This is a genomic window from Levilactobacillus senmaizukei DSM 21775 = NBRC 103853, assembly GCF_001592085.1.
In the GTDB taxonomy this organism is placed as follows: domain Bacteria; phylum Bacillota; class Bacilli; order Lactobacillales; family Lactobacillaceae; genus Levilactobacillus; species Levilactobacillus senmaizukei.
This window is the reverse complement of record NZ_BCWD01000018.1, coordinates 1-19,763: the sequence shown is the minus strand read 5'-3', so window position 1 is coordinate 19,763 and position 19,763 is coordinate 1. Positions and strand designations below refer to the sequence as shown.

The window sequence follows — 19,763 nt, the reverse complement described above, 5'->3', positions numbered from 1 at the left end:
GATATTTTAAACCAGTCTATCAAATAGGCCCGTCAGTCGGTACTTAATCGACTGGTGGGCCCGTTTCGATTCTTCCGATAGGATTCGTGGCGTCCGGTATTTAATTGTCGTATAATTAAACTATTCTAACAATTTAAGGAGAAAATCATGGCAGAATCCACACATTTTTACGAGTTGTTTCAACCCACACATTACAACGTTTACCTCGATATTAACCGGCAAGCCAAGTTGATCTCCGGGACGTCCACCATTACGGGGGACGCCAAGCAGACGACCATTGCCGTTCACCAAAAATTCATGACCATCAGCGCCGTTACGGCCGATGATCAGGCGGTTCCCTTTACCTTTGATGATGAGAGCGAGGGCATTCACATCACCTTGCCAGGGACGGGAGTAACCACGCTGAAAATTGATTTCACGGCGCCCCTGACCGATTCCATGATGGGTATTTACCCATCCTACTATGAAGTCGATGGGGTGAAGAAGGAACTGATCGGGACACAGTTTGAAACGACGGCTGCGCGACAGGCCTTCCCCTGTGTTGATGAGCCAGAGGCCAAGGCGACCTTTGACCTGGCTATCAAGTTCGACGAAAAGCCGGGCGAAACGATTATTAGCAACATGCCCGAAATCCGCAACGACAATGGCGTGCACGTCTTCGATACCACGGTTCGGATGTCAACCTATCTGATTGCTTTAGCCTTTGGGGATATGCAAAGCAAGATCACCACGACCAAGAGTGGGGTCAAGGTTGGGGTATTCGCCACTAAGGCCCACCAGGCCAACGAACTCGACTTTGCCTTAGACATTGCGAAGCGGGCAATTGAATTCTACGAAGACTTCTATCAAACGCCATATCCACTCCCACACTCTTGGCAGTTGGCCTTACCAGACTTCTCGGCTGGGGCGATGGAAAACTGGGGTCTGGTGACTTACCGGGAGGCTTACTTACTGATTGATCCGGACAACACGGCCTTTGATATCAAGGGTCGCGTGGCGACGGTCATCACCCACGAATTGGCCCACCAATGGTTCGGCGATCTGGTAACCATGAAGTGGTGGGACGATCTCTGGTTAAACGAAAGCTTTGCTAACATGATGGAATACGTAGCCGTCGATGCCTTGGAACCGGACTGGCACATCTGGGAAGCCTTCCAGACCGGTGAAGCGCCAATGGCCCTGCAACGGGATGCCACGGATGGGGTCCAATCCGTTCATGTTCAGGTAGAAACACCGGCAGAGATTGACTCCGTCTTCGACAGTGCCATCGTTTACGCCAAGGGAGCTCGTATGCTAGTCATGGTTCGGGCACTTATCGGTGATGACGCCTTACGTAAGGGCCTGAAAGCCTACTTCACGGCACACCGTTACGGTAACGCTACCGGGGCCGACCTGTGGGCCGCCTTAGGAGCCGCCTCTGGAATGGATATTGGCGCCATCATGCACGACTGGTTGGAACAACCTGGTTATCCGGTGGTATCGGCCGCTGTTGTCGATGGCAACTTAACGTTGACGCAAGAACAATTCTTTATCGGGGATGGCAAGCAGGTGGGCCGTCAATGGCAAGTGCCATTGGAAAGCAACTATCAAGCGGTGCCAACCTTGTTACAAGACCAGAGTCTAACGGTGGGAGATTATGCCGACCTACGGCAAGCTAACGGGAAGCCGTTCCGGTTGAATCAAGGAAACAGCTCACATTTCATCGTTAAGTACGACGACACCTTGTTAGCCGACATCCTGGATCACGCCGACAGTTTGGATCCCATCACCAAACTACAATTACTCCAAGATCTACGGTTACTGGCCGATGGTCGTCAAGTTTCCTACGCCGAGATCGTGCCATTACTAGATCGGTTCTCCGACAGTAAGTCGGCGGTGGTAAATACCGCTTTGTACAGCGTGGCGGGTAACCTGAAGAAGTTTGTGACGCCGGACTCTGATGCCGAAAAGGCTCTGAAGACCTTCTTCGACAAGATAAGTGCTGCCGCGGTTAGCCGGTTAGGCTGGACGGCTAAGGCTGGTGAAGCTAACGATGATGAATTGGCGCGGCCAACGGTGTTGAACGCCGCCCTGTACGCCAAGAATGCGGACGCGATTCAGGCCGCTCATGATTTGTTCACAGCTAACCGTGACCATTTGGTCGCCTTACCGGCCGCAACCCGGGTTTTGGTGCTCCGCAACGAGGTCCAGAACTTTGGGAGTGCCGATCTGTTTGACCGGCTGCTGAACGCCTACCGGACGTCGGCCGATGCTAGCTACAAAGCCGATTTATCAGTGGCCTTAACCAGTACGACCGATGCGGGCTTGATTGCTCGCTTGATCGAGAAGTTTGAAGATGCCGATACCATTAAGCCCCAAGACTTACGGGCTTGGTATCGTGGCGTCCTGGCAAATGACGCCGGTGAGCAGGCGGCTTGGGATTGGTTACGTAACGACTGGCAATGGTTAGAAGATACCGTTGGTGGCGACATGGAGTTCTCCACTTACATCACGGTCACATCCGGTGTCTTCCGGACGGCAGAGCGGTTGGCTGAGTTCAAGGCCTTCTTCGAACCTAAGATCAATACCCCTGGTTTGACCCGAGAAATTCAAATGGACACCAAGGTGGTGGCCACACGAGTTGCGCTGATCGAAGCAGAAGCCTCAGCGGTAAATGCTGCGGTTGCCCAGGCAATTAAATAATTGGGATTAAACAGAAATGGATGCGGCCATGATGGTCGCATCCATTTTTAGGTTGTTAGGGAGTGATGGCTCGTGTATTCTTTAGACTATGTTATTTAAACAGTGAAGGGTGACAAACAATGAGTGGTTTAATCAATGACCTGCAATCAATCCGCATTCGGGGGTTGGGCTGGATCCTGTTGGCGGGCCTGTTTTTATTTGCTAATTTACCGATTCTAATTACTACCAGTGTTTATCTGGTGGTGATGATGGTGGTGAAGACTTGGTTGGCACAATTCCCCCGCGGCGCAAAATGGGGGTTGACCGTGGTTTACGGACTGCTACTGGCCCTCCAGATAGTCTTCTATGCAGTGGGGGTTTTCCCATTACGCGGGCAGTCGATCATGTACTTCGTGGCCAAGGCGTTGGCGTTACTGGTCTTGGTCGTTCCGTTATGGGTGGAGCGGTTTGTGACGACCAATAATGAACAGGTTTTCTATCTGCCAACCATTGAAGAGGCAGCCACGGTCAGCTTCGATGAGCTACGAGCGGACGCTCAGAAAATCAATAATGTCTTAGGGCAGGCGAGTGAGGCGCGGGATAAAATTTCTCTGGATCATCTTAAGACCATTTTGGCTGATTTACCCCGGCATAGTGCCACCCATTACATCAATCATGGGACGTTGACGTCAGAATACTTCGATGCGGCGACCGCCACCCTGGATGACTTACATTTATATCTAGCCGTTTCCAATACTGGTAGCGCGGCTTCCGAGATGATTTCGGTGTTCACCCAGAAGCAATTTAACCACGTGTCACTGGCGTTTGACCGCAATTTGGATACCATCATCAGTTATAACGGGGGTGATAACGTCTATCCGCCGGGGATGAATGCTGAAGCCCTAGAGTTCTTTCACCAAAAGGACGGGGCATCCCTGTTAGTCTACAGCTTGCCAGTTACGCGGGAGCAAAAGCAGTTTGTCGTTGACAAGATTGCCGAGATTAATCGGGAAGGCAGTGCCTATAATATGGTCGGTCTCGTGGCGAAACATTCGTTTAAACCCAACATCTTATTCTGCTCTCAGTTCGTCTATAAGATGCTGAAACTGGCCGGGGTGGCCTATTTTGACAAGCGTGAGGGTGAGGTCCGACCCACCGACTTTATCGAATTGGATTATTATAAGCAACTAAAGTTTGAATATGGGCTGAAATTCTAGCCAAAAAAGCGCCGCGAAAATTAATTCGCAGCGCTTTTTAAATGGGAAATTAATCGTTTAAGTTATAACGGAGCTTCATGTGTTCGGAACCAAAGGTGACCATGTCACCGAGTAACTTGGTTTGACGCGTGAAAGCTTCGTGAGCTAAATTTTCGTTGGCTTGAGCCAAGTCGGCATCCTTGCCGGCAACAACGGCGGCATCGGTGTCGTTTTGGATCTTGCGGTAGGCACTCATGGCTTCCAATTCGTAGGTGTTACGGAAGTCTTCGTATAGGTCGTAGTCCGTGTCACCCAGGAGGGCCGTGGTGCAGCTCAACCAGTACATGTTGTTCAAGTCAAATGTGCTCGTAGCGTTCTTGTAGACGGCCGGGGTGTCCTCAACGTTGGCATAGAAAGGTACGACCGTGTTGAAGGTGTTGGCACCGAAGGCTAACCAGTGAATTCCGGCGATAGCTTGTGGCACGTCGTTCCGGATTTGGAGAATGTGCACGTCATGGTTCCGGTTGATCCCAATTGGACGGAAGAGTTTCTTATCGTCTTCTGATCCGTGACCATAAGGGTCGTACTTGGTGTTTTCGTAGTGAGAACTCAGCACGAACTTCACGTCTTCGATGGAAATCTTCCGATTGGCGTGGCAAATGAATGGCAAGTCTTGGCCTTGGGGATCCTGGTCAATTTCAGGATTGAAGTACTTTTGGCCGAACCAAGCACGGGGGTTGTTGTAAACCGTGTCTTTCACAGAAGCACTCCCGAAGATATGCCGAAGATTGACTTGGTTGAAGTCGGGGTTCAAGTGATATTTGGCAATCATGTCTTCCAAGTCGGCGGAAGCTAAGGTATCGTCGGCGTTGAAATCAAAGTCGTCAATGTTCATGCGGTTAGGCGCAACCACGTAGGCGTCGTCAGGAATCCGCTTGGCAGCCCAATGATGACCACCAATGGTTTCTAACCACCATACTTCGTCGTTATCGGAGAAGCCAATGCCGTTAGGCTCGTAGGTCCCAAATTCTTCCAGAAGGCTGCCCATCCGTTCAACCCCTTCACGCGCGGTGTGAATGTAAGGGAGAACCAAGGTTACCAGGTCTTCTTCACCAATTCCACCAACAACGTAAGGGTCGATGCCCAAGACGCGGGGGTTAGTGGTAATCGTTTCGGTAGCGGACATGGCCACGTTGGCACTGTTAATGCCGGCTGCTGGCCAGATACCATTGGTTAACACAGAGTTAGGAATTGACGTGTAGCGCAGGGGATTGTCGGGTAATTTAACATTAACGCCACTGATAACCGCCGTGTAGTCACGGGGTTGATCGTCGGGGTTAATCACGACAAATTGTTCTGGGTCGAGAGCTTCGTGACCGTCATCATTTCGGGAAATAATGGTTGATCCGTCGAGGGAGGCTTTCTTACCAACGAGGATAGTGGTACATGAACCTTTGATAGCTTTTTTCATGAATACAATCACTCCTTTTGTTGATTAATATTATAGCATTAAAGAACGATGAGGATAAACTAATGCGGTAGAAATCAATGATCTGCCACAGTGACTTGAAGTCGCCGGCCGGCGCTGTTCGGTTGTCACGAACAAGTTTTCCTATTAGAATGGACACACTGACTATTAAGGAGTAAACACAATGGATCTAACGGCGGCCCAACAAGTATTGAAGAAAAATTTCGGCTTTGATGATTTTCGACCTGGGCAACGATTGGTCTTGGAACATGTTTTAGCCGGCGATAATAGCCTGGCGATTATGCCAACTGGGGGCGGGAAGTCCCTGTGTTATCAGATTCCTGCCATGCTATTCGATGGGATCACGGTGGTGGTATCGCCCCTGATCTCGTTGATGAAGGATCAAGTCGATGCCTTGAACGACAGTGGCATCCCGGCGACCTTTATCAACAGTTCCCTCGAGTGGCCGGATATTCAAGACCGTCTGAGCGCATTACGGCGCGGGGATTATCGATTGCTGTATGTTGCCCCGGAACGACTTGACTCAGCGGGGTTTATTCAGGCGTTGGCGCAACTACCGATTGATCTACTGGCTGTCGACGAGGCGCACTGTATTTCCCAGTGGGGCCACGACTTTCGACCAAGTTATCTCGCGCTGAGTACGGCGATTGAACAGTTGCCAACGCACCCACAGGTCTTGGCGTTGACGGCGACGGCAACGGAACAGGTGGCCCGAGACATCTGCCAGCAATTACAAATTGATCCCCAAAACGAGGTCAACACCGGCTTTGCCCGTGACAATCTGGACTTGACGGTGGTCAAGGATCAGGATACGGACCGCTACATCCTGGACTATTTAGAGGTCAATCAAGGGGAGACTGGGATTATCTATGCTAGTACGCGTAAGGAAGTGACGCGGCTGACCAAGCTGTTGACGGGACACCATATTAAGGCGGCAGCCTACCATGCGGGCCTCGATGATGTGGTCCGCCAACAGAACCAGGAAGACTTTCTGTATGACCGAGTTCAGGTCATGGTGGCTACCAATGCTTTTGGGATGGGGATTGACAAGAGTAACGTACGGTTTGTGATTCATGCTCAAGTACCGGGGACCTTGGAGGCATACTACCAGGAGGCTGGCCGGGCTGGCCGGGATGGCTTGCCCAGTGAGGCCATTCTGCTGTTTCATGCGGCCGACTTGCAGATTCAACACTTCTTCATTGATCAATCGGAGATGGACGATGCACACCGGCAGCAGGCGTATGTGAAGTTGCAGATGATGAGTCAATACGCGAATACCCAAGATTGTCTGCAACAATTCATTCTGAAGTACTTTGGTGAGGACTCGGAGCCTTGTGGTCGTTGCAGTAATTGTCAGGACCACCGACAGGCGCAGGATATCACCGTGGAAGCCCAGAAGATCTTGTCGTGCGTGGTGCGGTTGCGATCGCGGTTCGGCAAGGGTGTGGTGGCTCAGGTCCTGGCGGGCGCGAATAACCAGCGGATTCGTGACAATAATCTGAGCGATCTGTCAACCTACGGCATCATGCGAGGAACTAGTCAGAAGACGCTGACCACATTGATCGATTTCTTGACGGCAGGCGGGTATCTTCAAGCGATTGGGGGTCAATACCCCACGCTGCATGTGTCCACCACTGGTGCCCAGGTCCTGAAAGGGGAGACCAAAGTCTATCGTAAGATGGCCCAACGCGTGCAGCGACTGGCACCAGTTGACGATGGACTTTTCCAAGAATTACGAGCGGTTCGGCATGATTTGGCGGAAGAGCAACACGTGCCGCCATTCGTGATCTTCTCCGATCAGTCACTGAAGGCAATGTGTGAAATCATGCCAACGGATGACGACGCCTTCCTGACGGTTAAGGGGGTTGGGTTAAGTAAGCTTACCAAGTATGGTGCGGCCTTCATGGCTGTGATTCGTGCAAATAAACAGGCGTAATTAAAAAGGGTGGGTGACAGTTGTCACTCGCCCTTAGTGTGTCTATTCACCTGGTGAAACGTTTAGCTCCAGCAAATCCAACTGCCCATGCCGATAATCCCCAAGGCTACGACGGTAAAGATCACCAATAGAGCGGTGGTATCCTTGTCGTGAGTGGTGTTGGGAATCAATTTTAAAATCAAAAAGATTAGTAGTGCAATGCCGGCGATGAGAATGAGTCCCCCGTTCAAATAACCTGGTTTCATCATGGCAATCTCCCCCTTTTAATAGTCTCATTATAACGGTTTTGGCTAGGGAACGGGGAAAATAAATCCCGTGAATTCGGAGCCTATGGTAAAATGGTTATTGATTGATAAACAGACTTTATTGAAGGGGTGACCAGGATGATTGATCGTTTGGAAGCCAGTGCAGATGCTCTTTGGTTAACACCGCACGCGGAAGATATGGTCCGGATCGGCTTTGCCGATGACGGCCGGGAAATGGTGGGAGCCGTCAAGGAAATTGAGTGGTTGAAGCCCGCTGGTCGTGTCTTACTCGGCGACCCCCTGATGATTGTTACCGGTGAGCAGGAGTCCTTGACCCTCCGTTTTCCGTTTGCCGGAAAGATTGCGGCCATTAACCCAGAGTTAATGGCGCATCCGGAGTATTTAAACCAACACAATGATCAATTGGACTGGATGGTTGATCTGGTCGTTGATTAAAGGAGAGATTGGGTAATGGAGTTAAGTTGGCCGGTAACGGCACCCGTGACGAGTTTAAAGCGGTTCTTAACACAACAGGGCATTAGCCACCGGGTCTTCAGTGATCTGAAGACGGCGGGTTCGATTCGTGTCAATGATCGACCGGCAACGGCCGCTGTTGATTTACAGGTGGGTGATCGGGTGACGATTAACCTGCCTGCCGAGGAGAGTGACCCCACGGTTGCGACCAGTGAGAAGCCGATCGCGGTCTTGTTTGAGAATCGTGATTGGTTAATCGTGAACAAACCGGCAGGACTGAACGTTGTTCCGGGTCCGGCCAATCGTGAAGATACGTTGGTTAATCGGATTAAAGGCCATTGGGCAGCCCAGGGTAGTGCGGACTTGCGCCCCCATATTGTGACGCGGTTGGACCGCTTCACTAGTGGTGTGGTCTGGGTGGCGCGGCATCGGCTGGCCAACAGTCTGGCCAGTCAGCTGCAGGCGGATCATCGTGTGCACAAGGAGTACCTAGCCATGGTTGCCGGTCAATTGAAACGGGACCATGACATCATTGACCAGCCATTGGCCAGCGATCCGGGCGGTTATAATCAAATGGTATCGCCGGCTGGTCGCCGGGCCGTGACGGAGTATTGGGTGACCGAGCGTTTTGCTACGGCAACGGTCGTCCGGGTACAACTTCATACCGGCCGGACCCACCAGATCCGCGCCCACTTCGCGGCCTTGGACCATCCCTTAATCGGGGATGCCCTGTACGGTGGTCCCGAGGTGGCGGGGTTAACCCGCCAGGCGCTACATGCTCAGCGACTGGCGTTTACCGATCCCTTCGATCAGACGCCCCGCGAATTTGTGAGTCCATTGCCTGAAGACCTCAAACAGTTGTTGATAACACTTAAAGCCAATTAGGGGGGCAATATCAGATGGCTGAAAAAGAATCACTGGTTTGTCTAGTTGATGGACAACCTGTTTCGTTGGAATCTAGTCTGCAGTTGTCGGAATTAGAGGCGGGCCTGCGCAATCGAATTAAACGGGAGTTTCCCCAGAGTCATACCACCGATTATATCTGCGGCCATCACCTGTTAAAGTATCGCTTAGAACATGTCGATGCCATGATCAACGCCGATTTGAAGCAAACTCGGAAAATTAATCACAAGCTCACCAAGGCCCTACAGAGTGACGACTACGATATCATTGACGTTAATGAGAGCCTGACCGAAAGTTTAACGTTTGGTCAGAAGGTGTCGGACGACGTTGCCCGGTTTGGGGGATCTTGGGGGTTCATCTTTATTTTTATGTTTGTTCTGATTAGTTGGATGATTATTAACGGACTCCATATGTTTGGCGTCAACTTTGACAACTATCCTTTTATTCTGCTTAACTTAGTGTTAAGCTGTGTAGCAGCGATTCAGGCGCCCATTATTATGATGAGTCAGAACCGCTCCGCGGACCGGGACCGCATGATGGCCGAAAATGACTACCATGTTAATCTGAAATCGGAGCATGAGTTACGGTTGCTCCATGCCAAGGTTGATCACCTGGCTCAGAATCAGGTTCCGCATACAATGGAAATTGAACGGTTTCAGTTAGAAATTTTAGGTGAAATTCGACAAGAATTAGTAGAATTACGGGAGGCGGCAGCGGCCACTGACGGTGATTCGACGAAACGAAGGGAGTCTCACCATGAGAACATGGATCACAGCTAGTGTCCTCTTTCTCGTTGGCCTGCACTTTGGACAACGGGTTGCAATCCACGCGTCACGGTAATCATATTCATTGACAAGCATGACATCCTCCGGTAATCTAGTGAGTGAACTAGAAATGGAGGATTTTTTGTGATAATTCGTGAAGCTCGACCAGCGGATGCGCCTCAGATAGCACCGTTGATGAACTTGATCTATGATGAGATGGAGTTGACTGACCTGGAAGACGTTCCAGGCCCCGATTTATTGAAGGTCATCACGGCGGCGTACCGTACCCGGACATACTTGTCCGGTGCGGCAACCACGGTGGTGGCCGAGGCCGATGGCCAAGTTGTTGGGGTAGCCTTTGGTTATCCTGGCGAACGACAAGACATCGTGGATGATGTCATTACACGCCTTACGGCGCAGAGTGAAGCGTTCGACGAACCGCTGGAATCTGAACCGGAAACAGCAGCTGGTGAATGGTACTTGGATTCACTGGCAGTAGACCCTGCTCAGCAGGGCAAGGGAATTGGCCGCCAATTGTTGCGGGCCTTACCCGTCTATGCCCGGCGTGACCGACAGTCAGTAATTGGACTGATCGTAGACTTCGAGAATCCTGGCGCTATGCGTTTGTATGAACGGATGGGCTATGAAGTTGTTGGAACCCAAGTGGTTGGCGATCACAATTACTACCACATGCAACTGGAGATTGGGAAACCAATCAGTATCGCTAATTAATGACTAATGCAGAGGCCTCTTGATTAGGAGAGGCCTTTTTTTGTTCGCTTAATTATGTTGCAAATACAACATAATCGCGATAGACTAGAGACTATTCAAAGGAGGTCGTCACTCATGACGGAAATTTTACGACCGATTGGGTCAATCTACCGGGCACTAGACGCCATTGCCAATCGTGAGTTCCAGCAGGTCAAGCTGGCCAAGGGCCAGTACCTCTATCTGGCAAGAATTGCCGAGCATCCGGGAATTATTCAGGACCACTTGGCGACGATGGTGAAGGTTGACCGGACCACGGTTGCCCGGTCGGTTAAGAAGCTCGAACAGCAGGGGCTGGTTGAAAAACGACCGGATGAGACCAACCGGAAGATTCGGCGACTCTATGTTACCGAGGCAGGGGCTGACGTGTATCCGTTGGTTCAACGCGAGAATGCCTACTCGAATGGTGTGGCCCTAAAGGGGCTGACGGTCGAGGAAGCGACCACATTGGCGACCTTACTGGAACAGGTGGCGGGCAACGTCGCAGCAGATTGGGAACGCGTTAAGCAGGGACAGACCAGGCACTATTAAGGAGTTTATTAATGATGACAACACAGATTGTACCATGTACGCTGGGTGACTTGGCCACCTTACAACGGGTGAGCCGCCAGACCTTTGCGGATACGTTTGGTGAGGCGAACACTCCCGAAGACTTGGCCGCCTATTTGGATACGGCCTATAGTTCACAACAATTGACGAAGGAACTGACACAGGCAACCACAACGTTTGACTTCATTCTAGTCGACGGTCAGGTTGCCGGTTACTTGAAGCTGAATTGGGACGCGTCGCAATCGGAGCCCTGCGGGAACCAGTCCTTAGAAATTGAGCGAATCTATATCCTCCCCGCCTACAAGCGGCAGGGACTGGGCAGGACCTTGTATCAACATGCGGTTGAGCGGGCTCAGCGGTTACACAAGACGACCATTTGGCTCGGTGTCTGGGAACACAATCGGCCGGCCCGAAAGTTTTACGAGCGGATGGGCTTCCAACAGATTGGGGATCATGTCTTTCAGTTGGGCAGCGATGCACAGCGTGATTTAATTTTACAAACAACGCTGGTATAATGATTAGCATGAATCTATTCAAGGAGGCAATTTAAGATGAAAGATAACCTACAGATGGGCGACGACGAATTTGCTCAAATGATGCTGGTATTGAAGGAGCCCGTTACTCAGGCCAACCACAAGGAGTTTAAGTTTCTCGATGGGACCGGCACGGGGGAGATGCAAGAGATTGCCCCCAATATCTGGGCCATGCCGGCTTACATGATGGACGATGATGACTTCACCATGTTCTTCCTGACCACGCAGATTGAGTCCGGTGAAACCGTAATGGCCTTTGCAACAGGAGAAACGGATGAAGGCAACTTCCGGCTGAGTCAACCAATGGTGACCGGTGCGGGGCTGAATCTGCTCAACGAACAACAGCCCAATCGAGCTAAACGAGTCTTAAAGTTCTTGAATGATATTTCGAAGGCCGATGAAGGAGCCTGGCGGATGGTCGATTAATTTCGGTAATCACAAAAGAGGTGGGGCTTATGCCAACGGTCAAGTCGACCCCCAAGTCCTTTAATTATCCCCTGTTATTGGCACCGTTTATTTCCCGATTAGGGGATGCCCTTTACCTGTTTGGGTTAAATTGGTTCGTGGTCAAGGCCACGGATAACGCGTCCTTGTTAGGCATCATTCAGGCGATCGGTGGGGTGGTTTTGTTTTTTGGTGACCTCCTCTGTGGCGTCGTCGTTGATAACTTGAATCGGAAATGGATTGTAGTAAGTGCCGAGTTATTGAGTGTTTTAGGATGCTTGGGGTGTGCGTTCTGGCTGAATCCTCAGCAGATCACAGCCGCGCCGTTGATCACGCTGACCATTCTCCTGGATATTGGGCTAGCCTTTAGTTTGCCGGCTGCCAAGGCGATGATTCCGGAGCTGATTACTTTGAGTGGTCGCCAACGGTTTAATGCCGTCAGCAATACGTTGATTGACCTAGCGGATATCTGCGCGCCACTACTGGGTGGCTTACTACTAGCATTGCATTGGTTAGACTTGCGAGGATTCCTCTTGCTGAACGCGGGGTCATTTTTACTTTCATTCGCGTTGTACCTGAGCATTCGTTACCAGGCACCCACGGGAGAGGCGTCTCAATTCGGGGTTCGGGCCAGTCTTATTACGGGCTGGCTCTATGTCTGGCAACGGCCGGGCCTGGTAGAAACGATCGCCTTAGGTGGTCTGATTAATGTCCTATTTGCGGCGGTCAGGCTGGTATTCCCTTATGATGTTCAACACCTGTATGACGGCGATTCCAGCCGCTATAGTTACTTGCTGATGATGTTAGCCGTCGGGGGCATTCTCGGTGGCCTGCGGTTGACCTTGGATCATCAGGATCCGCAGCGGAGCCAGAATTATCGGGATTTGGTTTTGGCCGGTAGTGCGTTAATCTTGGCGGGTCTCTGGCCGAACTATTGGGTGCTCTTAGCGGTCAGCGCGGTTTTTGGTTTCTGTTATTCCAGTTTTGAAATTCGGGCGATCACCATTACCCAGAATTTAACGGCCCCGGAGTTTCTCGGCCGGATGTTTGGTATCCTGTTTCTAGCAATTGATGCCTTTCAACCGGTGGGGAGTTTTATCTTTGGTTTTGTGACGGACTGGTTAGCTAATCGGACGCTGGTTATCATCGGCGGCTGTTTGTTAATTGGTTTGTGGTTAATTAATGTGTGGCATCAACGGCTAACGGCCTCGAGATGATTGTCGGTTTAGAACCCTTGACAGGGGTGCTGACGCTCCGTATAATTCGTAGAAATAGTTTCCTTTAACCATTGTCCCGTGAGGCAATGAAGGGTGCACTCTCTGGCTGATGCTGGGCTAAATGCAAACACTGAGTGGGCACGACGTTACCTTACGGGACGGACGCGCCCTTTTTCGTACCCAAAAATCATCTTGGAGGTTACCACCTATGAAATCACCGTCACGTTATCGCAATCCAGACGCGCTCATCGATATTTGGGAGCGCCCAAGCTGGGGTCAATGGTTTGGTCTGTCGCTACAGCATTTATTCTCGATGTTTGGGTCCACGGTTCTGGTGCCCATCTTGGTTGGACTGAATCCCGGGATTGCTTTATTTAGTTCTGGTGTCGGCACGCTGATGTACATATTGATTACGCGGGGGAAAATTCCCGCCTACATGGGTTCGAGTTTTTCATTTATTGTGCCCATGGTGGCCCTGATGAAGACGACCGGTTACCCGGGAATTGCTCAGGGGACGATGGCAGTCGGCCTGGTCTACTTGATTGTGGCGCTAGTCGTGGCACAATTTGGCTCGGACTGGATCAACCGGGCCTTGCCACCGGTGGTGGTCGGGCCGATGGTCATGGTGATTGGCCTGTCATTGGCCAGTAGTGCGGCCCAAAAGGCGACGGTCGATAGCAACGGCACCTATCACTGGCAGTTCTTCCTGGTGGCCATGCTAACGCTGTTGCTGACCATTGGGTTTAACCTGTATTTGAAGGGATTCTTGGCCCTGATTCCGATTCTCCTAGGGATTGTTGGTGGCTATCTCATTGCCGTCGTGGCTGGACTGGTCAACTTCCAACCGGTACTAGAGGCAGCCTGGTTCCAGCTCCCCAAGTTTGAATTTCCTGGAGTGAGCTATCCGCTACATTTTTATTGGGGGGCGGTCGTTAGTCTGGCCCCGATTGCCTTTGTAACGATGACTGAACACATTGGACACATCACGGTTCTAAATGAAATTACCCACCGGGACTTCTTCAAGGACCCGGGATTGAATCACACGTTGGCTGGAGATGGGTTGGCCTCGATTATTGCCAGTTTTGTGGGGGGCCCACCAGTCACGTCCTATGGCGAAAATGTCGGTGTGTTGGCAATCACACGAGTCCACAGTGTGTACGTTCTGATTGGCGCCGCCACCTTTGCGATTATCTTTAGCTTTGTGGGCAAGCTGAGTGCCTTAATTGACAGTATTCCTAACCCGGTTATTGGGGGTATTAGCTTTCTATTGTTCGGGGTTATTGCCTCCAGTGGTCTGCGTATTTTGATTGAGAAGCACGTGGACTTTAATCAGAAACGTAATCTGATGATTGCTTCCGCCATCCTGGTGATTGGGATCGGAAACGACTACTTGAAGGTTGGTCAGTACGAATTTTCTGGCCTGGCGGTGGCCGCCGTGCTCGGGATTGTTCTGAATCTAATTTTACCGTACGAGAAAAAGGCGTAAAAAAACGAGCCTGACAAATCAGGCTCGTTTTTTAATGCAATTGAACTTATAAGTTTGAAATGCGCATACGACCAGCGCTGTCGTTCCTATCCCATTCGGTTAGTTTCCAAGTGTGAAGTATCGGATGACCGCCATGGCCATGATACCCACAACCACCACCATCAATAGACTCTTGGTGAGGATCCCTGCAATGGTTGCGGGAATCGCTGCCAGACAGTTGGTAACGTTGAGGGTAGCCAGGTGGCCGGTGTGGCCCACAAAGAGGCTCTCGCAGGCTAAGGCCGTCATAATGGTGATGGGTACAAAGGTCAAGAAGTCGAGGAGCCAGCCGGGCATCCGCATCTGTTTGACGAAGGCAAATGGTAGCGCCCGTGAGAGCAAGGTCACAGCACCACATCCTAGGATGGCCCACAGTTCGGTTAATGTGATTGCCATTTTCTCAACTCCATTCCGAATAGGCAACCGGCGATGGTTGCCATCAATAAGGCAAAATTTTGGCTCATGATGCTTAAGAGCAGATAGTAGGCCAGGGCGACGAAAGCCATGACCTGCAATTGCAGGGGAAGCCCTAACTTGCGGTCGCCGATAAGTTGGAGGTAAACTAGCCCGATGAACATAGCCGTGAGGGCAAAATCAAAGCCAAAGCGGGCGGGATCGGCGATTAAACCGCCTAACCAGGCCCCAGCTAGCGTTGCCAGGCCCCAGACCAGGTAGGCGACCAAGTTTGCCGCCGCCTGCCAGGCGAAGCTTAGACGGCCGTGGGTGAGATTCTGCTTACTCATGGCTAAGGCAAAGGTCTCGTCCGTCACCAACGCCCCAATAAACAGATTCTTTCCCAGGCTTTCATGACGGAAATACTGAGCCAGGCTGGTACTCATGAGAATCATCCGTGAGTTGACCAGAAAGGTTGAGAGAAAGATGCCGGATAAGGGATCGTGGAGTAAGAGCATACTGGTGATTATAAACTGGGCCGATCCCGCATAAACCAGAAAGGACAGGCCCGCCACAACCAGTAAACTCAGGTGACTGGTATGGGCAACAATCCCAAAGGCTAGACCCACGCCAATATAGCCAAAGACCGTTGGCAAGACATCTTGCACGCCGGATCTAAAGGTTAAAGAAGGACTCATAGACAGGTTTCCTTTCTTGTAAAATGTGAAGATTTTAATCTTTAGTTTAGCCCTCTGACGGCGTTCCGTAAACCCGAAAATTAACCCTCGAAAAATCGTAAGAAAAAGGGTTGCATTTGTCTAAAGGTGGTTGTATGATACTCTCATTGACAATAAAGAAAGCGAGGGTACAGTGATGAAGATGAATCTGACTGAATTATCTGCGGTTGCACATGTTGATGCTAATCGCGTAGAAGAATACGTGAACAATGGGTTGCTGGGAGAGGAACACTCAACCACCGAATTTGACGATTCAGACTTATACTGGATTGACATGATCCAATGTTTCCAGGATAACGGGACATCTTTAGCTGACCTCTCAGGGTTACTGCCACGGTGTCGCCGGGGACAAACCAAATTAACGCAAACCAACTAGTGTTGGTAACGAATCAGTAAACTTTGAATGATTAGCAACCGGTGATGATCACCGGTTGTTTTTGTTTGTTGGTAAATGAAAAGGACGTCCCATTCCACTACGCAGATAGTGAAATGGGACGTCCTTTTTTGATGGTTACTTTTTGATTTGTTGAATCAGTTTTTGCATGGCTTGGGCTTGGAAGGCCGCAGCAGCTTGCTTGGTCACTTGCTTCTGTTGAGCAGGACTCATTGATGGATTCTTCTGCATCGCAGCCATCATTTGTTGCTTAACGTAGGCAGTGGCGGCAGCCTTTTGCTTGGCTTGAAAGCTCTTGGAACTCGCCATCTTTTGGAGCTGTTTGGCTTGAGTTGTGCTCAGGACCGTCCAGTTTTTATTGAGGTAGATGGTGTTGGTTTCCTTGACGTACTTATGACCGTTTCCGGCTAAGCCAAACCAGAACTTACTGGTATTATTCTTGTATTCGCGGTAAATCTTCTTAGTCACAATTCGGTTAGCACCGGTCGTCCGCTTAACCACGTTCTTGGTGGTAGTCTTAGCGGCCGTGTGACGGGTCTTCTTGGCATTGGCACTAGTCTTATAAACATAGACCCGGTGCTTGTCAGCCGTCCCCACGGATTGGTAAATCATCATCGGCATCTGCTTAGAAGGGGAGGCCGAGTAGATCTTTTGGGTGCTGGTCTCGGTTACATTGTGTAAGCCGAGGTGTTCGCGGTCGTTTTGCATCATGGCAAAGATGCTAGCGAGTAAAGCTAAAACGGCTAATCCGGTTAAGGTGTTGCTGACTGTCTTATTTTCAATGTAAATAAAGAAGATAAAGGCGAGCACAACCAGGATAATAATCGTAAAGATAATCATTAGGCGGCACCTCCTTGAGTGGAATCTTCGTCGGCAAGGTGCTCGGAGTGGTTTTTGCCCTTCAAGAAGAAGGCAATAATCAAAGCAATGAAGCTAAAGCCAATGGCGATCCAGAAGGCGGCGTGGTAGCCGGACAGGGTGGCGTTAATGGCACCATTAGCATAGCTCAGTGGGTTTGTCGTTAAGACGTGCTTGGCTGGCATGTTACCCTTAGTAACGTTAGTCAAGACACTGATCAAGATGGCAGTTCCCACGGAACTGGCGACTTGCCGTTGGGTGTTGTTGACGGCCGTCCCGTGACTGATCATGTTGAGTGGTAAGGCGTTCATCCCAGCAGTGGTGGCTGGCATCATAACCATGGCAATCCCGAACATCCGGATGGCGTAGAGCAAGACGATGTAAATCGTGGCGGTATCCTTGGTGATCCAAACGAATGGTAAGGTCCCAAGGGTCAGGAGAAACATCCCCATGACGGCTAACCGTTTGGCACCGAAGCGGTCAAACGCCCGTCCGGTAATGGGACTCATAATCCCCATCATTAAGGCTCCGGCTAACAAGGTTAAACCAGAGTGAAAGGCTGACATTCCCTTGACCATTTGTAGGTATAAAGGAATAACCATTTCGACCCCAACCATGGCCATGTTAACCACAGAACTTAGGATAGCTGAAACCGTGAACTCACGAGACTTGTAGACCCGGAAGTTCAAGAATGGTTCATCCATCACTAATTGACGCCAGATGAACAGGCCGACAAAGATGGCCCCAATGGCTAAGGTTGAGAGCACAATGGCGCTGCCCCAACCGTCGTCCCCGACGGATGAGAAACCGTAGAGCATACTCCCAAAGCCAATCGTGGATAGGATAACCGAGATGAAGTCCAAGGGCTCCTTGTGGGTTTCCAAAACACTCCGCATGATCCAGAAGCTGGCAATCACGACGATGGCCACGATTGGCACGATCATGCCAAATAGGTCCCGCCAAGTCCAGTTGTCAATAACCCAACCAGACAAGGTCGGTCCGATGGCTGGCGCCAGCCCGATAACGATTCCGGCTAACCCCATGGCAGTCCCTCGTTGGTTAGCTGGGAAGATCGTTAGCATCATCGTTTGTAGCAGTGGCATTGAAACCCCAACCCCAACGGCTTGAACTAATCGACCGATTAGGAGCATTGGGAAGCTAACCGCCGTCCAACAAAGAACCGTTCCCAATAGGAAGGTCGACATTGCGGCGATGTAAAGCCACTTGGTGCTAACCGTGGTGAGTAACCAAGCACTAATCGGAATCATGATTCCGTTAACTAATAGGAAACCAGTGGTTAACCATTGAACGGTCGACGTTGAGACGTCAAAGGCCTTCATCAAGGTTGGATAGGCAGTACTTAAGATGGTTTGATTCAAAACCGTACAGAAAGTCCCAATCAATAGGAGAATAACCAGTAAACTCCGGTTGTAGGACTTTCCATTGGTATCAGTTGCATTTCCCAATATTTTTCCCTCTTTTATCATTAAAATTATTTCTGGGAATACCTATACTCAGATTGGGGAGCTTTGTCAACAACCTTGACAATGGTTTTAAATTATCTATACTGATTAGAGAAAAGTGAGCATTGATCCGAAAAAAGTTCATAAAAATCACAAACGCTTTCATTATGATGACACCGGACTGGGTAGGATCAGGGGCGGAGAAAAGGATGGTGGCAAGACGACCATGGATGAAGACCTAAAAACATTATTAAAAAAGATTCCGATGGAAGGCTTAATCTTTGGAATCGGGGACGTTGCCGAGGCAACGGGAGTTTCACAGAGTCAAATTCGGTATTGGGAACGCAAGGGCTATATTCACAGTCAGGTGATTGCCGACGGACATAATCGGAAATTCAGTTATCAGACGCTGTTATCGGTCCAACAGATTAAGGCGTATTTGGATGATGGCTATACACTAGTTGGGGCGGTTAAGCAGGCCCAACGACGGCATAACTATTTAGAGATGCTGCGGTCGTTCTTTGAAGACCGTTTTGAAAGTCTAACAGTGACGGATGAGACGGCTGAAATTGACCTGGGTACTTTTACGCCGAACCCGGATCAACATCTTATTGCCAACAAGGTGGATGAACACTGGGAGTTTCGCCTCGGCCAGGTCACAAATTAGGCCGAGTTCATTGTTTATCAGCCGTAACAATGGTAGTCTGAAGGCACGGGAGATTTTGTGTCCTGGGCAGAAAAAACTTTCGATACCAATCGATCTTCTGGCTGGATTGGTGGTCAATCATGTTGTTGACGTGTTGTGAAACCAGGCGAATAACCATTAGTAGTAGCGCGTTTATTCTTGCGCATGGACTACGTTGATGAATGTCAGCGTAAGCGATCGTGAAACTAAAACGACGTATTTTTGGAAAATTAAAGATTTTTGATTTTTCGCTCGCCCAAGGCTACTCCCGTGGCGCTCACTCAAGTTTAGAAAGTTCTTGAGTGGGTGTTTTTTTTTACGCTTTTTTCATGAAAAGAAGCAACTAAAGCCGATTTGTTTTCATGAAAAAGGATCGGTTATGAGCGTTCAATGAGAAATGACGATCGCCGGATCCCAGGTGGGTCAAGGCTTTCGTGACTTTTTTCAAAAACTCAAGCAAATTCAGGACAAAATCCGTTGCTTTTTGAAGTGGACGTGGTAATATTGCTAAATTGCATCAAATTAAAAA

Annotated in this window: 20 protein-coding genes; 14 read left to right on the top strand and 6 right to left on the bottom strand. The window is 50.1% G+C overall.

The features are described 5' to 3' along the window. Nucleotides 1–147 precede the first annotated feature (147 nt). Together LSE01S_RS07565 and LSE01S_RS07560 are read left to right on the top strand one after the other, a co-directional pair. On the top strand, nucleotides 148–2,682 hold the full coding sequence (locus tag LSE01S_RS07565) for a M1 family metallopeptidase (RefSeq protein ID WP_061777029.1): 2,535 nt from the start codon (nucleotides 148–150) through the stop codon (nucleotides 2,680–2,682). Nucleotides 2,683–2,801: 119 nt separating this feature from the next. Continuing rightward, on the top strand, nucleotides 2,802–3,878 hold the full coding sequence (locus LSE01S_RS07560; protein ID WP_061777028.1) for a hypothetical protein: 1,077 nt from the start codon (nucleotides 2,802–2,804) through the stop codon (nucleotides 3,876–3,878). 49 nt (nucleotides 3,879–3,927) lie between these two features. On the opposite strand, the gene LSE01S_RS07555 is transcribed toward LSE01S_RS07560, so the two are convergent. Beyond that, nucleotides 3,928–5,328, bottom strand: a complete 1,401-nt coding sequence (locus tag LSE01S_RS07555; protein ID WP_061777027.1) for a C69 family dipeptidase — start codon at nucleotides 5,326–5,328, stop codon at nucleotides 3,928–3,930. A 181-nt stretch (nucleotides 5,329–5,509) separates the two neighbouring features. Between LSE01S_RS07555 and recQ the strand changes: the two genes are divergently transcribed. Next, complete coding sequence (gene recQ / locus LSE01S_RS07550; RefSeq protein ID WP_061777026.1) at nucleotides 5,510–7,282, top strand: DNA helicase RecQ; 1,773 nt, start codon at nucleotides 5,510–5,512, stop codon at nucleotides 7,280–7,282. A 62-nt stretch (nucleotides 7,283–7,344) separates the two neighbouring features. On the opposite strand, the gene LSE01S_RS07545 is transcribed toward recQ, so the two are convergent. Then, nucleotides 7,345–7,530: a hypothetical protein gene (locus LSE01S_RS07545; protein ID WP_061777025.1), complete on the bottom strand. Its 186-nt coding sequence runs from the start codon at nucleotides 7,528–7,530 to the stop codon at nucleotides 7,345–7,347. Between the two features lie 135 nt (nucleotides 7,531–7,665). Here LSE01S_RS07545 and LSE01S_RS07540 point away from each other — a divergent pair, with 135 nt between their 5' ends. The 9 genes from LSE01S_RS07540 (at nucleotide 7,666) to LSE01S_RS07500 (ending at nucleotide 14,665) form a co-directional block, all read left to right on the top strand. Next, nucleotides 7,666–7,983, top strand: coding sequence for a biotin/lipoyl attachment domain-containing protein (locus LSE01S_RS07540; protein ID WP_061777024.1), 318 nt, complete (start codon nucleotides 7,666–7,668; stop codon nucleotides 7,981–7,983). Nucleotides 7,984–7,998: 15 nt separating this feature from the next. Continuing rightward, a complete protein-coding gene (locus LSE01S_RS07535) occupies nucleotides 7,999–8,886 on the top strand; it encodes an RluA family pseudouridine synthase (RefSeq protein WP_061777023.1) in 888 nt (295 codons plus the stop codon). A 14-nt stretch (nucleotides 8,887–8,900) separates the two neighbouring features. Continuing rightward, nucleotides 8,901–9,683 carry a DUF1003 domain-containing protein gene (locus tag LSE01S_RS07530; protein ID WP_061777022.1) on the top strand — a complete coding sequence of 261 codons (783 nt, stop codon included), beginning with the start codon at nucleotides 8,901–8,903 and terminating at the stop codon, nucleotides 9,681–9,683. A gap of 129 nt (nucleotides 9,684–9,812) precedes the next feature. Next, nucleotides 9,813–10,400, top strand: coding sequence for a GNAT family N-acetyltransferase (locus LSE01S_RS07525; RefSeq protein WP_082622301.1), 588 nt, complete (start codon nucleotides 9,813–9,815; stop codon nucleotides 10,398–10,400). Nucleotides 10,401–10,514: 114 nt separating this feature from the next. Then, a complete protein-coding gene (locus LSE01S_RS07520) occupies nucleotides 10,515–10,967 on the top strand; it encodes a MarR family winged helix-turn-helix transcriptional regulator (RefSeq protein ID WP_061777021.1) in 453 nt (150 codons plus the stop codon). 14 nt (nucleotides 10,968–10,981) lie between these two features. Next, the gene (locus LSE01S_RS07515) at nucleotides 10,982–11,500 is read left to right on the top strand and encodes a GNAT family N-acetyltransferase (protein WP_061777055.1); all 519 of its coding nucleotides are present in this window, start codon (nucleotides 10,982–10,984) and stop codon (nucleotides 11,498–11,500) included. Between the two features lie 36 nt (nucleotides 11,501–11,536). Continuing rightward, nucleotides 11,537–11,944, top strand: coding sequence for a hypothetical protein (locus LSE01S_RS07510; protein WP_061777020.1), 408 nt, complete (start codon nucleotides 11,537–11,539; stop codon nucleotides 11,942–11,944). Nucleotides 11,945–11,973: 29 nt separating this feature from the next. After that, complete coding sequence (locus LSE01S_RS07505; RefSeq protein WP_061777019.1) at nucleotides 11,974–13,179, top strand: MFS transporter; 1,206 nt, start codon at nucleotides 11,974–11,976, stop codon at nucleotides 13,177–13,179. A gap of 208 nt (nucleotides 13,180–13,387) precedes the next feature. Further along, on the top strand, nucleotides 13,388–14,665 hold the full coding sequence (locus tag LSE01S_RS07500; RefSeq protein WP_061777018.1) for a uracil-xanthine permease family protein: 1,278 nt from the start codon (nucleotides 13,388–13,390) through the stop codon (nucleotides 14,663–14,665). A gap of 99 nt (nucleotides 14,666–14,764) precedes the next feature. On the opposite strand, the gene LSE01S_RS07495 is transcribed toward LSE01S_RS07500, so the two are convergent. Continuing rightward, complete coding sequence (locus tag LSE01S_RS07495) at nucleotides 14,765–15,100, bottom strand: AzlD domain-containing protein (protein ID WP_061777017.1); 336 nt, start codon at nucleotides 15,098–15,100, stop codon at nucleotides 14,765–14,767. Further along, the gene (locus LSE01S_RS07490) at nucleotides 15,085–15,795 is read right to left on the bottom strand and encodes an AzlC family ABC transporter permease (RefSeq protein WP_061777016.1); all 711 of its coding nucleotides are present in this window, start codon (nucleotides 15,793–15,795) and stop codon (nucleotides 15,085–15,087) included. Before LSE01S_RS07490 ends, LSE01S_RS07495 begins: the two co-directional genes overlap by 16 nt. A 175-nt stretch (nucleotides 15,796–15,970) precedes the next feature. Here LSE01S_RS07490 and LSE01S_RS07485 point away from each other — a divergent pair, with 175 nt between their 5' ends. After that, nucleotides 15,971–16,210, top strand: coding sequence for a MerR family transcriptional regulator (locus LSE01S_RS07485; RefSeq protein WP_061777015.1), 240 nt, complete (start codon nucleotides 15,971–15,973; stop codon nucleotides 16,208–16,210). 135 nt (nucleotides 16,211–16,345) lie between these two features. Here LSE01S_RS07485 and LSE01S_RS07480 read toward each other — a convergent pair whose 3' ends face one another. After that, nucleotides 16,346–17,068 carry a DUF4811 domain-containing protein gene (locus LSE01S_RS07480; RefSeq protein ID WP_061777014.1) on the bottom strand — a complete coding sequence of 241 codons (723 nt, stop codon included), beginning with the start codon at nucleotides 17,066–17,068 and terminating at the stop codon, nucleotides 16,346–16,348. Further along, nucleotides 17,068–18,552: an MDR family MFS transporter gene (locus tag LSE01S_RS07475; RefSeq protein ID WP_061777013.1), complete on the bottom strand. Its 1,485-nt coding sequence runs from the start codon at nucleotides 18,550–18,552 to the stop codon at nucleotides 17,068–17,070. Before LSE01S_RS07475 ends, LSE01S_RS07480 begins: the two co-directional genes overlap by 1 nt. Before the next feature lie 223 nt (nucleotides 18,553–18,775). Between LSE01S_RS07475 and LSE01S_RS07470 the strand changes: the two genes are divergently transcribed. Continuing rightward, a complete protein-coding gene (locus LSE01S_RS07470) occupies nucleotides 18,776–19,216 on the top strand; it encodes a MerR family transcriptional regulator (protein WP_061777012.1) in 441 nt (146 codons plus the stop codon). Nucleotides 19,217–19,763 lie beyond the last annotated feature (547 nt).

What these genes read in the sequence shown, in the direction of transcription:
- LSE01S_RS07565 (WP_061777029.1), top strand. Translation starts at nt 148, where the DNA reads ATGGCAGAATCCACACATTTTTACGAGTTGTTTCAACCCACACATTAC.
- LSE01S_RS07560 (WP_061777028.1), top strand. Translation starts at nt 2,802, where the DNA reads ATGAGTGGTTTAATCAATGACCTGCAATCAATCCGCATTCGGGGGTTG.
- LSE01S_RS07555 (WP_061777027.1), bottom strand. Translation starts at nt 5,328, where the DNA reads ATGAAAAAAGCTATCAAAGGTTCATGTACCACTATCCTCGTTGGTAAG.
- recQ (WP_061777026.1), top strand. Translation starts at nt 5,510, where the DNA reads ATGGATCTAACGGCGGCCCAACAAGTATTGAAGAAAAATTTCGGCTTT.
- LSE01S_RS07545 (WP_061777025.1), bottom strand. Translation starts at nt 7,530, where the DNA reads ATGATGAAACCAGGTTATTTGAACGGGGGACTCATTCTCATCGCCGGC.
- LSE01S_RS07540 (WP_061777024.1), top strand. Translation starts at nt 7,666, where the DNA reads ATGATTGATCGTTTGGAAGCCAGTGCAGATGCTCTTTGGTTAACACCG.
- LSE01S_RS07535 (WP_061777023.1), top strand. Translation starts at nt 7,999, where the DNA reads ATGGAGTTAAGTTGGCCGGTAACGGCACCCGTGACGAGTTTAAAGCGG.
- LSE01S_RS07530 (WP_061777022.1), top strand. Translation starts at nt 8,901, where the DNA reads ATGGCTGAAAAAGAATCACTGGTTTGTCTAGTTGATGGACAACCTGTT.
- LSE01S_RS07520 (WP_061777021.1), top strand. Translation starts at nt 10,515, where the DNA reads ATGACGGAAATTTTACGACCGATTGGGTCAATCTACCGGGCACTAGAC.
- LSE01S_RS07515 (WP_061777055.1), top strand. Translation starts at nt 10,982, where the DNA reads ATGACAACACAGATTGTACCATGTACGCTGGGTGACTTGGCCACCTTA.
- LSE01S_RS07510 (WP_061777020.1), top strand. Translation starts at nt 11,537, where the DNA reads ATGAAAGATAACCTACAGATGGGCGACGACGAATTTGCTCAAATGATG.
- LSE01S_RS07505 (WP_061777019.1), top strand. Translation starts at nt 11,974, where the DNA reads ATGCCAACGGTCAAGTCGACCCCCAAGTCCTTTAATTATCCCCTGTTA.
- LSE01S_RS07500 (WP_061777018.1), top strand. Translation starts at nt 13,388, where the DNA reads ATGAAATCACCGTCACGTTATCGCAATCCAGACGCGCTCATCGATATT.
- LSE01S_RS07495 (WP_061777017.1), bottom strand. Translation starts at nt 15,100, where the DNA reads ATGGCAATCACATTAACCGAACTGTGGGCCATCCTAGGATGTGGTGCT.
- LSE01S_RS07490 (WP_061777016.1), bottom strand. Translation starts at nt 15,795, where the DNA reads ATGAGTCCTTCTTTAACCTTTAGATCCGGCGTGCAAGATGTCTTGCCA.
- LSE01S_RS07485 (WP_061777015.1), top strand. Translation starts at nt 15,971, where the DNA reads ATGAAGATGAATCTGACTGAATTATCTGCGGTTGCACATGTTGATGCT.
- LSE01S_RS07480 (WP_061777014.1), bottom strand. Translation starts at nt 17,068, where the DNA reads ATGATTATCTTTACGATTATTATCCTGGTTGTGCTCGCCTTTATCTTC.
- LSE01S_RS07470 (WP_061777012.1), top strand. Translation starts at nt 18,776, where the DNA reads ATGGATGAAGACCTAAAAACATTATTAAAAAAGATTCCGATGGAAGGC.